The sequence below is a fragment of the Pseudomonas sp. CLCA07 genome, from assembly GCF_053615335.1.
Map to the genome: position 1 here is coordinate 2480047 of NZ_CM132131.1, position 14387 is coordinate 2494433.

The following is a 14387-nucleotide window of genomic DNA, read 5'->3' on the forward strand; positions in this document are numbered from 1 at the left end:
GGGTCTCCGACGGCGCTAGCCGTCAAGCGGGGCATGCTTTATTATCCAGCATCTTTTTCAGACCATCGAGAGGCGTGCGGCCCACACCGCGGGCAGATGGCACGCAGGAAGCCCGGACAAATAAGATGGCATTGAAATCCCCCGCGTTTCGTAAAAAATTTCCGTTGTTGGTTACCGGCAGTTTGCTGGCCCTGCAACCCCTGGCTACTTCATTCGTGGTTGCCGCGGAACAGTATGACTGCTCTGCCTCTGCTTCGGGTGCCTGGAGCTGCGCACCAAAAGCGTCGACGGCGACATTGCCACCGCGTCCAGTCCATGAAGAAGGCGCAGTTTCCGCCACTGGCGAAGCTGCAGTCCAGAACGGCTCCAGCGAAGAAACCGGCGCCAAGACTGTACTCGTTACCGAGTCAAAGGGCCGCGGCCTGAAGTCGCGTAGTGAAGACTACAGCCACCTCGACTGGGTGCCACGCGAAAATCTCACTGCTGCACAGTTGGCCGAAACCGGTCCTTACTGCGCTGGTGCCTATGTCGAACCGATTCGTCCTGGCATGAATGACAAGACGAATAAAAGTGACGCACCTACCTTTATCGGCGCGAAGGCTTCGCGCTACAACACCGAAGATCAGATCGGCACGCTGGCCGGTGACGTCGTGTTGCGTCAGGGCAGCATGCAGGTCGAGTCCGACGAGGCCAGCCTGTATCAGGCCGAGAGCCGCGCCGAACTCACTGGCGACGTGCGCATCCGCGACAACGGCGCACTGATCGTCGGCGACCACGCCGATGTGCAGCTCGACACCGGTGAAGCCAAGGTCGACAACGCCGAATACGTGATGCACAAATCCCGTATCCGCGGTAACGCGCTGTACGCCAAGCGTGCCGAAAACGCGATCATCCGCCTCAAGGATGGTACGTACACCACGTGCGAACCGGACAGCAACGCCTGGCAGCTCAAGGGTAACAACATCACCCTGAACCCGGCGACCGGCTTCGGTACCGCGACCAACGTGACATTGCGGGTCAAGGACATTCCTGTCCTGTACACGCCGTACATCTATTTCCCGATCGATGACCGTCGCCAGTCCGGCTTCCTGCCGCCGACCATCGGAACCGGCAGCGATACCGGCTTCATGCTGGTCACACCGTATTACTTCAACCTGGCACCGAACTACGATGCCACGTTGTACCCGCGTTACATGGAAAAGCATGGCTTGTTGATGGAAGGCGAATTCCGCTACCTCACCCAGTCCAGCGAAGGTCAGTTCGGTGGTGCGTACCTCAACGACGAAGACACCGAGCGCAGTAAACAGACCGACTACCGTAAAGACCGCTACATGTATAACTGGCAGCACAAGGGTGGTCTGGATTCGCGCGTATACACGCAAGTCGACTACACCAAGATCAGCGATCCTTATTACTTCCAGGATCTGCAGACCGACCAGATTGGCGTGAAAAGCGCTGACTACGTGAACCAGCAAGGCTCGGTTTCCTACCGTGGTGACAATTATACGGCGCGCGTGAATGCTCAGGCATTTGAGTTGGCGACAGTTCAGAACGTCACCCCTTACGATCGCTTGCCGCAGATCACCCTCGATGGTGCGCTGCCTAATCATCCAAATGGCCTGAATTTCAGCTACAACACCGAAATCGTGCGGTTTGATCGTGACCTGAAAAATGGCACGTTCACCGATCAAGACGGCAATGTGAGCCCTCAGATAGACACCAACACTCAGGGCTTGGCGCGCGCTACCGGCGACCGTCTAAACCTGGCACCCGCCGTCAGCCTGCCGCTGGACTGGACTTATGGTTTCCTGAAGCCGACGCTCAAGTACCAATACACCCAGTACCAACTGGACTTGGACAGTATCGGTAAAAGCCAAATCGTGGCTCAAGATCAAGCCGCAGCTGCCGCAGGGACTGAAAATTTAAATGGCCATTTCGACAGCAACCAGAATCGTGGTGTGCCGATCGCCAGCATCGATAGCGGCCTGTATTTCGATCGCAAAACCCAATGGTTCGGCAAGAACTATCGCCAGACCCTTGAGCCGCGCCTGTACTACCTCTATGTGCCAGAGGTAGACCAGGAAGACATTCCTGTTTTCGACACCAGCGAATACACCTTCAGCTATGCATCGCTGTTCCGTGACAACCGTTTCTCCGGCTCCGACCGTGTCGGCGACGAGAACAAACTGTCGCTGGGCATCACCAACCGCTGGATCGAAGACGACGGCTTTGAACGTCAACGCATCAGCGTAGGCCAGGCCTTGTTCTTCAAGGACCGCAAAGTACAGATGCCAGGCGTCTCAGATACCCGTGCCGATTCTACAGCCAACGTTTCGCCGTACGCCCTGGAATACGAATACCGCTGGAACCACGACTGGCGCACCACGGCCGACTACAACTGGGACCCGGACACCCGCAGCCCTCGCTCGGGTAGCGCGATGTTCCACTACCAGCCTGAAGACAACCCGAACAAGATCATCAACGCCGGCTATCGCTATCGCAACGATCAGGTGCTGTATAACCAGAACACCGGTCAATGGCAGTTCGGCGGTGACTATGGCGTTGAGGGCCAGCCTGGTTTCGTGAAGGACTACTACAAGATCGTGCAGCACGACTTCTCGGTGATGTGGCCGATCGTGCCTCAGTGGAACGCCATCAGCCGCTGGCAGTATGACTACAACCAAAACCGTACCCTGGAAGCCTTCGGTGGTTTCGAGTACGACAATTGCTGCTGGAAGCTGCGCTTGATAAACCGCTACTTCGTTGATTACGACGAGTTCAGCCAAAATGCTCCACAAAACGAAAAGGGCGACCACGGCGTCTTCCTCCAAATTGTTCTGAAGGGACTCGGCGGCCTCACCGGCGCCAAAGTAGAGAGCTTCCTCGACAAAGGCATCCAAGGTTATCGTGAACGTGAAGACCAAGCTTTCTGATTGTCTGCGCCCGCTACTGCTGGGCGCGCTGTTTCTAGGTACCGCGGCCAACGCCGCCGTACAGTCCATCGACAAAGTGGTGGCCATCGTCGACAACGACGTGGTCATGCAGAGCCAACTGGACCATCGCGTTCGTGAAGTTCAGCAAACCATTGCCAAGCGTGGCACTGCCGTGCCGCCAGCCAGCGTGCTGGAGCAGCAGGTGCTAGAGCGTTTGATCGTCGAAAACCTGCAATTGCAGATCGGCGAACGTTCGGGCATCCGCATTACCGATGAAGAACTGAACCAGGCGGTGGGCACCATTGCCCAGCGCAACAACATGACCGTGGATCAATTCCGCGCCGCGCTGGCTCACGACGGTCTGTCTTACGACGACGCCCGTGAACAGATTCGCCGTGAAATGGTCATCAGCCGCGTGCGTCAGCGCCGTGTGGCCGAGCGCATCCAGGTGTCCGAACAGGAAGTGAAGAACTTCCTCGCCTCCGACCTTGGCAAGATGCAATTGTCCGAAGAGTTCCGTTTGGCCAACATCCTGATTCCTACGCCGGAAAGCGCCAACTCCGACGCGATTCAGAATGCTGCCAAGCAGGCCGACGCGGTTTACCAGCAGCTCAAGCAAGGCGCTGACTTCGGTCAATTGGCCATCGCCAAGTCTGCCAGTGAAACTGCACTGGAAGGCGGCGACATGGGCTGGCGTAAAGCCGCCCAATTGCCACCTCCGTTCGATCGCATGTTGAGCTCCATGTCCGTTGGTGAAGTCACACAACCCATGCGCACACCCGGCGGCTTCATCATCCTGAAGATCCTCGACAAGCGTGGCGGCCAGACCCAGGTGCGCGACGAAGTGCACGTGCGTCACATCCTGGTCAAACCAAGCCCGATCCGCGACGAAGCTAAAACAAAGGCCTTGGCTGAATCGCTCTACGCTCGTATTGAATCAGGCGAAGACTTCAGCGAACTGGCCAAGAACTACTCGGAAGACCCGGGTTCTGCCCTCAACGGCGGCGACCTGAACTGGATCGACCCGAACGCACTGGTACCAGAATTCCGCGAAGTGATGGCCAAGACCCCGCAGGGCAAGCTGTCCAAGCCGTTCCAGACTCAGTACGGCTGGCACGTTCTGGAAGTGCTTGGCCGTCGCGCCACCGACAGCACCGCCCAGGCTCGCGAGCAACAGGCAATGACCGTACTGCGTAACCGCAAATACGACGAAGAGCTGCAAACCTGGCTGCGTCAGATCCGTGACGAAGCGTACGTAGAAATCAAACTCCCTGGTGCAAGCCAGGCAGCGCAGTGAAACCCAAGCGTTTCGCGCTGACCCCCGGCGAACCGGCCGGCATAGGTCCTGACCTGTGCCTGCTGCTCGCCTCGCAAGCCCAGCCACACCCCCTGATTGCCATTACCAGCCGCGACCTGCTCCTTGAGCGGGCCGCACAGCTGGGTGTGGTTGTCGACTTGTTGCCGGTAACCCCGGACAGCTGGCCGGATGTTCCTGCTCCAGCTAACAGCTTGTATGTCTGGGATACACCGCTCAATGCGCCGGTCACCGCCGGCCAGCTGGACAAGGCCAATGCCGCGTTTGTCCTGGAAACCCTGACCCGTGCAGGTCAAGGCTGCCTGGACGGGCATTTCGCCGGCATGATTACCGCCCCCGTGCACAAGGGTGTCATCAACGAATCCGGTATTGCCTTCTCCGGGCACACCGAATTTCTCGCTGACCTGACCCATACCGCACAGGTGGTGATGATGCTGGCCACGCGTGGATTGCGCGTGGCGCTGGTCACCACTCACCTGCCCCTTCGCGAGATTGCCGATGCGATCACGCCGGAGCGCCTGGAGCGGGTCACACGAATTCTGTACGCCGATCTGCAAGAAAAATTCGGCATCGCCCAGCCACGCATCCTGGTCTGCGGGCTCAACCCGCATGCCGGTGAAGGCGGACATCTGGGCCATGAAGAAATCGACATTATCGAACCTACATTAGAGCGCCTGCGCGGTGAAGGCATGGACCTTCGCGGCCCCCTGCCCGCTGACACTCTGTTTACCCCCAAATATCTGGAGCACTGCGACGCAGTGCTGGCGATGTACCACGACCAGGGCCTGCCCGTGCTGAAATACAAAGGCTTCGGCGCGGCAGTCAACGTGACCCTCGGCTTGCCGATCATCCGCACTTCGGTCGACCACGGCACCGCCCTGGATCTGGCCGGCAGCGGTAAAATTGACACCGGCAGCCTGCAAGTCGCCCTGGAAACCGCTTACCAGATGGCCGAGACCCGTTTATGACCGAGCATTACCAACACAAGGCGCGCAAACGCTTTGGCCAGAACTTCCTGCACGATGCCGGCGTTATCGACCGTATCTTGCGCTCTATCCACGCCAAAGCCGAAGACCGCGTGCTGGAAATCGGCCCGGGCCAGGGTGCCCTGACTCAAGGCCTGCTCAATAGCGGCGCCCAGTTGGACGTGGTGGAACTGGACAAGGACCTCGTCCCGATCCTCAATCAGCAGTTCGCCGGCAGGAGCAATTTCAGCCTGCATCAGGGCGATGCGCTGAAGTTCGACTTCACCAGCCTGAATGCCGCGCCGGGTAGCCTGCGTGTGGTCGGCAACTTGCCGTACAACATTTCCACGCCGCTGATTTTTCACCTGCTGCATAACGCCAGCCTGATCCGCGACATGCACTTCATGCTGCAAAAAGAAGTGGTCGAGCGCATGGCGGCAGGCCCGGGTGGCGGTGATTGGGGCCGTCTGTCGATCATGGTTCAGTACCATTGCCGGGTCGAGCATCTGTTCAACGTCGGCCCGGGCGCATTCAATCCGCCGCCGAAGGTTGATTCGGCCATCGTGCGCCTGGTGCCGCACGCGGTACTGCCACATCCGGCCAAAGACCATAAATTGCTGGAACGTGTCGTCCGCGAAGCCTTCAACCAGCGCCGCAAGACCCTGCGCAATACCCTCAAGTTGCTGCTGAGCAATGCCGAAATCGAAGCCGCCGGCGTCGATGGCAGCCTGCGCCCCGAGCAACTCGACCTGGCCGCCTTCGTGCGCCTGGCCGACAAGCTCAGCGAACAAGTCCTGAACCCGCCCGCCGCCGACTGACAGGTGACAAGCGTTATCGGGTAGGACGCCAGACGCGATGTCTGGTTTACTACCCGGTACTTGGCCTAGACTGATCTCCATCAGTTGCGCCCCGCGTCCCGCTTCGTTTTTAAGGCCTCTTGCATGTCCGATCCTCGTTATCAGGTCGACGTCAGCGTCGTCACCCGCTATCTGGCAGAACAATCGCAACCCGAGCAAAACCGCTTTGCCTTCGCTTACACCATTACCGTGCACAACAATGGCGAGCTACCGGCCAAACTCTTGTCGCGGCACTGGGTGATCACCGACGGTGACGGGCATGTCGAGGAGGTTCGCGGAGCCGGCGTGGTTGGCCAGCAGCCGTTGATCGAAGTGGGTGAGAGTCACACCTATAGCAGCGGCACGGTCATGACCACCAAAGTCGGCACCATGCAGGGCACTTACCAGATGATTGCCGACGACGGTAAGCATTTCGACGCCATCATCGCTCCTTTCCGCCTGGCGGTGCCCGGAGCCTTGCACTAATGGCAACGTACGCCGTTGGCGACTTGCAAGGCTGTCTCGAGCCCCTGCAGTGCCTGCTCAAGCAAGTCGCTTTCGACCCGGCAAAGGATCGCCTCTGGCTTGTGGGCGACTTGGTCAACCGTGGCCCGCAGTCGCTGGCAACCTTGCGCTTTCTTTATGGCATCCGCGAATCGCTGGTGTGCGTACTGGGCAACCACGACCTGCACTTGCTGGCCGCCGGGCGTAACATCGAACGCCTGAAAAAAAACGACACCCTGCGCGAGATTCTCGAAGCACCCGATCATGCGCAGCTGCTGGAGTGGGTGCGCCAGCAAAAGCTCATGCACTACGACGAACAGCGCGACATCGCTCTGGTACATGCCGGTATTCCACCGCAGTGGTCACTGCGCAAAGCCCTGAAATGCGCCGCCGAAGTTGAAGAAGCCCTGCGCGACGACAACCGTATCGGCCCGTACCTCGACGGCATGTACGGCAACGATCCGGCGAAATGGGACAACGACCTCAAGGGCGTGACCCGCCTGCGCGTCATCACCAACTATTTCACCCGCATGCGCTTTTGCACCAGCGAGGGCAAACTCGACCTCAAGAGCAAGGAAGGTGTCGGCACAGCGCTACCGGGCTATAAACCATGGTTCATGCACAAGGAGCGCAAGACCAAGGACCTGAAGATCATCTTCGGCCATTGGGCGGCCCTCGAAGGCCAATGTGACGAACCGGGGATCTTCGCGCTCGACTCCGGTTGTGTCTGGGGTGGAGCGATGACCCTGATGAACGTCGACACCTTTGAGCGCCTGCATTGCCAATGCAACGATAAGGGCCACAGCGAACCCGCCGTCGCCCAAACCATTACCGAACTAACCCCAGCCAGCGCCCCGCGCTAGACTGCGCTATCAGCCGAGCCACAGGAGCCCGCCATGAGCGAATTCAAACGTATCCCCCCGGAACAGGCCCAGGCCCTGCGCGAACAAGGCGCAGTGGTGGTCGACGTCCGTGATCCTGCCACATTCGCCGCGCTGCACATCAGCGGCTCGAAGCATCTGGACAACCATTCCCTACATGCCTTTATTCAGGGTGCAGATCTGGACGCACCGACTGTAGTGGTCTGCTACCACGGCAATTCCAGCCAGGGCGCCGCGGCCTACCTCATCAGTCAGGGTTTCTCCGACGTCTACAGCATGGATGGCGGTTTTGAGCTGTGGCGCACGACTTATCCTGCGGAAACAGCGCAAGGCACCTCGGAATAATTATTTTTGTAACGTGCAAGCCCCGCCCCCCGCGGGTTCGCGCGGTGGCAGACGAACGGTCTGCCACAACTAATTACGTATCTCGCCTTTACCTCCTGAATTCCCAACTATCCTTAAGCGCAGGCCATCCAAAACAGGGGAGAGCCGGTACACCGGCGCGCGGGTCATCGGGAGTAGCTTTCGGAGTGGTCAGCTCCGTTAGAGTTCTGGGGGGTAAACAGCGACCGCCTGTTCGGTTGCTGCCAGCATCGACTGAGTGATCCGGCGTCGGCTCCACGTATCGAGCGAGGTGACGTCATGAGTATCTTTAGCCACTTCCAACAACGATTCGAGTCCACACGCCAGGAAGAACTCTCGCTGCAAGAGTATCTTGAGCTGTGCAAACAGGACCGCAGCGCCTACGCCTCCGCCGCCGAGCGTCTATTGCTGGCCATCGGAGAACCGGAGCTGCTCGACACCTCGACCAACTCGAGACTGTCGCGAATCTTTTCCAACAAAGTGATCCGCCGCTATCCGGCCTTTGAAGACTTCCACGGGATGGAAGAATGCATCGACCAGATCGTGTCGTATTTCCGCCATGCCGCTCAGGGCCTGGAAGAGAAGAAACAGATCCTCTATCTGCTCGGCCCCGTCGGTGGCGGTAAGTCATCCCTGGCCGAGAAACTGAAACAGCTGATCGAAAAAGTGCCCTTCTACGCGATCAAGGGCTCACCGGTATTCGAGTCGCCACTGGGTCTGTTCAACGCCACTGAAGATGGCGCGATCCTCGAAGAAGACTTCGGTATCCCGCGGCGTTACCTCAATACCATCATGTCGCCATGGGCCACCAAGCGCCTGGCCGAATTCGGCGGCGACATCAGCCAGTTCCGGGTAGTGAAACTCTATCCGTCGATCCTCAATCAGATCGCCGTGGCCAAAACCGAGCCGGGAGACGAGAACAACCAGGACATCTCGGCCCTGGTGGGCAAGGTCGATATCCGCAAACTGGAAGAATACCCACAGAACGACGCCGATGCTTATAGCTACTCGGGCGCACTGTGCCGGTCCAACCAGGGCCTGATGGAGTTCGTCGAAATGTTCAAGGCGCCGATCAAGGTGCTGCACCCATTGCTGACGGCCACCCAGGAAGGCAACTACAACAGTACCGAAGGCCTTGGCGCGATTCCGTTTACCGGGATCCTGCTCGCCCACTCCAACGAGTCGGAGTGGCACACCTTCCGCAACAACAAGAACAACGAAGCGTTCATCGACCGGATCTACATCGTCAAAGTGCCGTACTGCCTGCGGGTCAGCGACGAAGTGAAGATCTACGACAAGCTGCTGTTCAACAGCTCTCTGGCCAAGGCCCATTGCGCGCCCGACACCTTGAAGATGCTCGCCCAGTTCACCGTGCTCTCGCGCCTCAAGGAGCCGGAAAACTCGAACATCTATTCCAAGATGCGCGTGTACGATGGTGAAAACCTCAAGGACACCGATCCGAAGGCCAAGTCGATTCAGGAATACCGCGACAACGCCGGTGTCGACGAAGGTATGAACGGCCTGTCTACCCGCTTCGCGTTCAAGATTCTGTCGAAGGTTTTCAACTTCGACCCGCACGAAATCGCCGCCAACCCGGTGCACTTGCTCTACGTGCTGGAACAACAGATCGAACAGGAACAGTTCCAGGCCGAAACCCGCGAACGCTACCTGCGATTCCTCAAGGAGTATCTGGCACCGCGCTACATCGAGTTCATCGGCAAGGAGATCCAGACCGCTTACCTCGAGTCGTACAGCGAGTACGGCCAGAACATCTTCGATCGCTACGTGCTGTACGCCGACTTCTGGATCCAGGACCAGGAATACCGCGATCCGGAAACCGGCGAAATCCTCAACCGCGTCGCCCTGAACGAAGAACTGGAGAAAATCGAAAAACCGGCCGGCATCAGCAATCCGAAGGATTTCCGCAACGAAATCGTCAACTTCGTACTGCGCGCCCGGGCCAACAACAACGGCAAAAACCCGACCTGGCTCAGCTACGAAAAACTGCGGGTGGTCATCGAGAAGAAAATGTTCTCCAACACCGAGGACCTGCTGCCGGTCATCAGCTTCAACGCCAAGGCCAGCAAAGAGGACCAGCAGAAGCACAACGACTTCGTCACACGGATGGTCGAGCGCGGTTACACCGACAAACAGGTACGACTGCTGTCCGAGTGGTACCTGCGGGTCAGAAAATCACAATAACCCGCTGCCGGTCAGACCGGTTGTCGTCAGCCAGAGGCCTGTGTACGCATTTTCTGTTACACAAGCCTCTGGAAGGTGTTCGAAAGTCGGTAGCGAATTCAAGCAGCATCCACAGCGCTTGGGGGAGCGTCGCATATCCCTTGGCCCTCGGTTCGATGCTGCATCACCGCTCGCCCCTTTCAGGACAGCTTCTAAGGAGCAGTCATGAGCTATGTGATCGACCGACGTCTCAATGGCAAGAACAAGAGCACGGTGAACCGTCAGCGGTTTCTGCGGCGTTACCGTGACCACATCAAAAAGGCTGTCGAAGAGGCGGTCAGCCGGCGCTCCATTACCGATATGGAACACGGTGAACAGATCAGCATTCCCGGTCGGGACATCGACGAACCGGTGCTTCATCATGGTCGCGGCGGCAAACAAACCGTCGTGCACCCCGGCAACAAGGAATTCACCAGCGGCGAGCACATCGCCCGTCCGCCCGGAGGTGGCGGCGGCAGAGGCCCCGGCAAGGCGGGCAACTCGGGTGAGGGGATGGATGAGTTCGTCTTCCAGATCACCCAAGAGGAATTCCTCGAGTTCATGTTCGAAGACCTCGAGCTGCCGAACCTGGTCAAACGCAACCTGACCGGCACCGACACGTTCAAAACGGTGCGCGCAGGCATCAGCAACGAAGGCAACCCGTCGCGCATCAACATCATCCGCACCTTGCGCTCGGCCCATGCACGGCGCATTGCCCTGTCCGGCAGCAGTCGGACAAAACTGCGTGAAGCCAAAGAAGAACTTCTGCGACTCAAGCAGGAAGAACCGGATAACTTCGGCGATATTCAGAAAATCGAAGCAGAAATCGAAAAGCTCAGTGCGCGCATTCATCGCATCCCGTTCCTCGACACGTTCGACCTCAAGTACAACTTGCTCATCAAGCAGCCCAATCCCAGCTCCAAGGCGGTGATGTTCTGCCTGATGGACGTATCCGGCTCCATGACGCAGGCGACCAAGGACATCGCCAAACGTTTCTTCATCCTGCTTTACCTGTTTCTCAAGCGTAACTACGAGAAGATCGACGTCGTGTTCATCCGCCACCACACCAGCGCGCGGGAAGTGGATGAAGAAGAGTTCTTCTACTCACGCGAAACCGGCGGCACCATTGTGTCCAGCGCCTTGAAACTGATGCAGGAGATCATGGCCGAGCGCTATCCGAGCAATGAGTGGAACATCTATGCCGCCCAAGCGTCCGACGGCGATAACTGGAACGACGACTCGCCGATCTGCCGCGACATTCTGATCAACCAGATCATGCCGTTCGTGCAGTACTACACTTACGTTGAGATCACCCCGCGCGAACATCAGGCCCTGTGGTTCGAATACGAACGCATCGCCGAAGCCTTCTCTGACACTTTTGCCCAGCAGCAACTGGTCTCGGCCGGGGATATTTACCCGGTCTTCCGTGAACTCTTCCAGCGCAGGTTAGTGACATGACCGCCAAAGAGCAGAAGCGCCAACCCATTTCTACCGGCTCCGAATGGACGTTCGAGCTGATCCAGGCCTACGACAAAGAAATCAGTCGCCTGGCGGCTCGTTACGCACTCGATACGTACCCCAACCAGATCGAAGTGATCACCGCCGAACAGATGATGGACGCCTATGCCTCCGTCGGCATGCCGCTGGGTTATCACCATTGGTCCTATGGCAAACACTTCCTCAGCACTGAAAAATCCTACAGCCGTGGGCAGATGGGGCTGGCCTACGAGATCGTGATCAACTCAGACCCGTGCATCGCTTATCTGATGGAAGAGAACACCATCTGCATGCAGGCGCTGGTCGTGGCGCATGCCTGCTATGGGCACAACAGTTTTTTCAAAGGCAATTACCTGTTCCGCACCTGGACCGACGCCAGTTCAATCATTGATTACCTGGTGTTCGCCAAGCAGTACATCATGCAGTGCGAGGAACGCCACGGCATTGATGCGGTAGAAGACTTGCTCGATTCCTGCCACGCGCTGATGAACTACGGCGTCGACCGCTACAAACGCCCCTACCCGATTTCCGCTGAAGAAGAACGGCGCCGGCAAAAGGACCGGGAAGAGCATTTGCAGAAACAGATCAACGATCTGTGGCGCACCATTCCAAAAGGTGCAGACAAATACAGCGACAAGGACAATGCGCGTTTCCCCGCCGAACCTCAGGAAAACATCCTGTACTTCATCGAAAAACACGCGCCACTACTGGAACCCTGGCAGCGTGAAATCGTGCGGATCGTGCGCAAGATTGCTCAATACTTTTATCCACAACGCCAGACCCAAGTGATGAACGAAGGCTGGGCCACGTTCTGGCATTACACATTGATGAATGACCTTTACGACGAAGGCCTGGTCACCGACGGCTTCATGATTGAGTTCCTGACGTCCCACACCAGCGTGGTCTTTCAACCGGGCTTCGACAGCCCTTACTACAGCGGAATCAACCCTTACACCCTCGGGTTTGCCATGTACCGGGACATCCGGCGCATGTGCGAAGAACCCACCGAGGAAGATCGCCGCTGGTTCCCGGAAATCGCCGGCACCGACTGGCTGTCGGCTATCAAGTTCGCCATGAGCAGCTTCAAGGATGAGAGCTTCATCCTGCAGTACCTGTCACCGAAAGTGATCCGCGACCTGAAGTTGTTCAGCATTCTCGATGACGACCAAAAGGACGACCTGCTGGTGCCAGCGATCCACGATGAAGATGGCTATCGCATCATCCGTGAAACCCTCGCAGCGCAATACAACCTGGGCAATCGCGAGCCTAACGTGCAGATTTACAGCATTGACCGGCGTGGCGACCGCTCCCTGACCCTGCGGCACCAGCAACATGATCGCAAGCCGCTGGGCGAGTCCACCGAGGAAGTACTCAAGCACCTGCACCGTCTGTGGGGTTTCGATATTCACCTGGAAACCCTGCAAGGGGATCAGGTGATGAAAATCCATCATGTGCCACCCAGAAATGAGCACAGCGAAGGAGAGTATGGGCGGCTGGACCTGGCCGTCATTCATCTTTGAGCGAGTCAGGACCTCCGAAAGTTCGACGCAACGGTTATTCTGTCGAGCTAACGGAGGTTTTTTATGCAGATTTATAAAGTCGGCGGTGCGGTACGTGATCGCCTGCTGGGCAAACCTGTTACCGATATCGACTGGGTTGTGGTGGGTGCCACAACCGAAGAAATGCTCGCCAAGGGTTTTCGCCCGGTGGGCGCGGACTTCCCGGTATTTCTTCACCCAAAAAGCGGTGAGGAATACGCCCTTGCTCGCACTGAACGCAAAAGCGGACGCGGCTATGGCGGCTTTACCTTTCAAGCCAGTCCCGAGGTCACCCTCGAAGAAGACCTGATTCGCCGCGACCTGACGATCAATGCCATGGCCGAAGACGATCAGCAGAATTTGACCGATCCTTACCATGGCCAGCGCGATCTTGAAGCTCGCCTGCTCCGTCACGTTTCCCCTGCGTTCGCCGAAGATCCACTCCGTGTCCTGCGCGTTGCCCGCTTTGCTGCGCGTTATGCGGCGCTGGGCTTTACCGTCGCGCCAGAGACTATGGAGTTGATGCGACAGCTCAGCAAATCCGGCGAACTGGAAGCCTTGACCGCTGAACGCAGCTGGAAAGAAATCTCCCGCGCTTTGCTGGAGGATCAGCCGCAAGTGTTCATTGAAGTGCTGCGCGAGTGCAGCGCACTCAAGGTGCTGATGCCTGAAGTCGACGCGTTGTTTGGCGTCCCACAGCCGCAAGCTCACCACCCGGAAATCGACACCGGGCTGCACACCTTAAGCGTGCTTGAGCAATCGGCGCTGCACAAACAACCGCTAACCGTGCGTTGGGCGTGCCTGCTGCACGACCTGGGCAAAGGGCTGACACCAGAAGAAGAGTGGCCACGCCATATTGCCCACGAGCACAAGGGCTTGAAGCTGATCAAAGCGGTCAACGAACGCTTCAAGGCCCCGAAGGATTGTCAGGAGCTGGCATTGTTGGTGGGCGAATATCACACCCACGGCCATCGGGCGCTGGAGCTGAAGCCATCGACCTTGCTGGAGTTGCTGCAGAGTTTTGACGTTTACCGTCGACCGCAGCGGTTCGAGGAGTTTATTGCCGCGTGCGAGATGGATGCCCGCGGACGAAAAGGGCTGGAGCAGAGAAGTTATCCACAAGCGGAATACCTGCGCGGTGCGGCGACGGCAGCGCGGAGCGTGGCGGTTCAGCCATTGCTGGAGAAGGGATTCAAGGGGCCGGAGTTGGGCGAGGCGATCAAGCGTGAACGGCTTAAAGCACTGAAAGCCTACAAGGAAGCGGCGTCTGCCTGAAAAGCATCGCGGGCAAGTCGAACGTCGCACCGCCGGCTCCTACAGGGATCACCTAAATCC

11 protein-coding genes are annotated in these 14387 nt (G+C 58.1%); all 11 read left to right on the forward strand.

What is annotated here, in order from left to right:
- Positions 1 to 125: 125 nt before the first annotated feature.
- Positions 126 to 2933, forward strand: coding sequence for an LPS-assembly protein LptD (locus ACWGZX_RS11495; RefSeq protein ID WP_452628367.1), 2808 nt, complete (start codon positions 126 to 128; stop codon positions 2931 to 2933).
- On the forward strand, positions 2908 to 4230 hold the full coding sequence (gene surA / locus ACWGZX_RS11500) for a peptidylprolyl isomerase SurA (protein WP_223514905.1): 1323 nt from the start codon (positions 2908 to 2910) through the stop codon (positions 4228 to 4230). The genes ACWGZX_RS11495 and surA overlap by 26 nt, the downstream gene beginning before the upstream one ends.
- Positions 4227 to 5216 (forward strand): 4-hydroxythreonine-4-phosphate dehydrogenase PdxA, encoded by a 990-nt coding sequence (gene pdxA / locus ACWGZX_RS11505; protein ID WP_452628368.1) that lies wholly within the window; start codon positions 4227 to 4229, stop codon positions 5214 to 5216. The genes surA and pdxA overlap by 4 nt, the downstream gene beginning before the upstream one ends.
- Positions 5213 to 6031, forward strand: a complete 819-nt coding sequence (gene rsmA / locus ACWGZX_RS11510) for a 16S rRNA (adenine(1518)-N(6)/adenine(1519)-N(6))-dimethyltransferase RsmA (protein ID WP_452628369.1) — start codon at positions 5213 to 5215, stop codon at positions 6029 to 6031. Before pdxA ends, rsmA begins: the two co-directional genes overlap by 4 nt.
- A gap of 123 nt (positions 6032 to 6154) precedes the next feature.
- Positions 6155 to 6535, forward strand: a complete 381-nt coding sequence (gene apaG, locus ACWGZX_RS11515; RefSeq protein ID WP_452628370.1) for a Co2+/Mg2+ efflux protein ApaG — start codon at positions 6155 to 6157, stop codon at positions 6533 to 6535.
- Complete coding sequence (locus tag ACWGZX_RS11520; protein WP_452628371.1) at positions 6535 to 7416, forward strand: symmetrical bis(5'-nucleosyl)-tetraphosphatase; 882 nt, start codon at positions 6535 to 6537, stop codon at positions 7414 to 7416. The genes apaG and ACWGZX_RS11520 overlap by 1 nt, the downstream gene beginning before the upstream one ends.
- A gap of 33 nt (positions 7417 to 7449) precedes the next feature.
- Positions 7450 to 7779: a thiosulfate sulfurtransferase GlpE gene (gene glpE, locus ACWGZX_RS11525; protein WP_008061556.1), complete on the forward strand. Its 330-nt coding sequence runs from the start codon at positions 7450 to 7452 to the stop codon at positions 7777 to 7779.
- A gap of 297 nt (positions 7780 to 8076) precedes the next feature.
- Positions 8077 to 9999: a PrkA family serine protein kinase gene (locus tag ACWGZX_RS11530; RefSeq protein ID WP_452628372.1), complete on the forward strand. Its 1923-nt coding sequence runs from the start codon at positions 8077 to 8079 to the stop codon at positions 9997 to 9999.
- 204 nt (positions 10000 to 10203) lie between these two features.
- Positions 10204 to 11475 carry a YeaH/YhbH family protein gene (locus tag ACWGZX_RS11535; RefSeq protein ID WP_223514919.1) on the forward strand — a complete coding sequence of 424 codons (1272 nt, stop codon included), beginning with the start codon at positions 10204 to 10206 and terminating at the stop codon, positions 11473 to 11475.
- Positions 11472 to 13034, forward strand: a complete 1563-nt coding sequence (locus ACWGZX_RS11540; RefSeq protein WP_452628373.1) for a SpoVR family protein — start codon at positions 11472 to 11474, stop codon at positions 13032 to 13034. Before ACWGZX_RS11535 ends, ACWGZX_RS11540 begins: the two co-directional genes overlap by 4 nt.
- A 63-nt stretch (positions 13035 to 13097) precedes the next feature.
- A complete protein-coding gene (locus ACWGZX_RS11545) occupies positions 13098 to 14327 on the forward strand; it encodes a multifunctional CCA addition/repair protein (RefSeq protein WP_452628374.1) in 1230 nt (409 codons plus the stop codon).
- The last annotated feature ends 60 nt before the right edge of the window (positions 14328 to 14387 follow it).

Coding starts and splice junctions, on each gene's coding strand:
- ACWGZX_RS11495 (WP_452628367.1), top strand. CDS start 126: ATGGCATTGAAATCCCCCGCGTTTCGTAAAAAATTTCCGTTGTTGGTT.
- rsmA (WP_452628369.1), top strand. CDS start 5,213: ATGACCGAGCATTACCAACACAAGGCGCGCAAACGCTTTGGCCAGAAC.
- apaG (WP_452628370.1), top strand. CDS start 6,155: ATGTCCGATCCTCGTTATCAGGTCGACGTCAGCGTCGTCACCCGCTAT.
- ACWGZX_RS11520 (WP_452628371.1), top strand. CDS start 6,535: ATGGCAACGTACGCCGTTGGCGACTTGCAAGGCTGTCTCGAGCCCCTG.
- glpE (WP_008061556.1), top strand. CDS start 7,450: ATGAGCGAATTCAAACGTATCCCCCCGGAACAGGCCCAGGCCCTGCGC.
- ACWGZX_RS11530 (WP_452628372.1), top strand. CDS start 8,077: ATGAGTATCTTTAGCCACTTCCAACAACGATTCGAGTCCACACGCCAG.
- ACWGZX_RS11535 (WP_223514919.1), top strand. CDS start 10,204: ATGAGCTATGTGATCGACCGACGTCTCAATGGCAAGAACAAGAGCACG.
- ACWGZX_RS11540 (WP_452628373.1), top strand. CDS start 11,472: ATGACCGCCAAAGAGCAGAAGCGCCAACCCATTTCTACCGGCTCCGAA.
- ACWGZX_RS11545 (WP_452628374.1), top strand. CDS start 13,098: ATGCAGATTTATAAAGTCGGCGGTGCGGTACGTGATCGCCTGCTGGGC.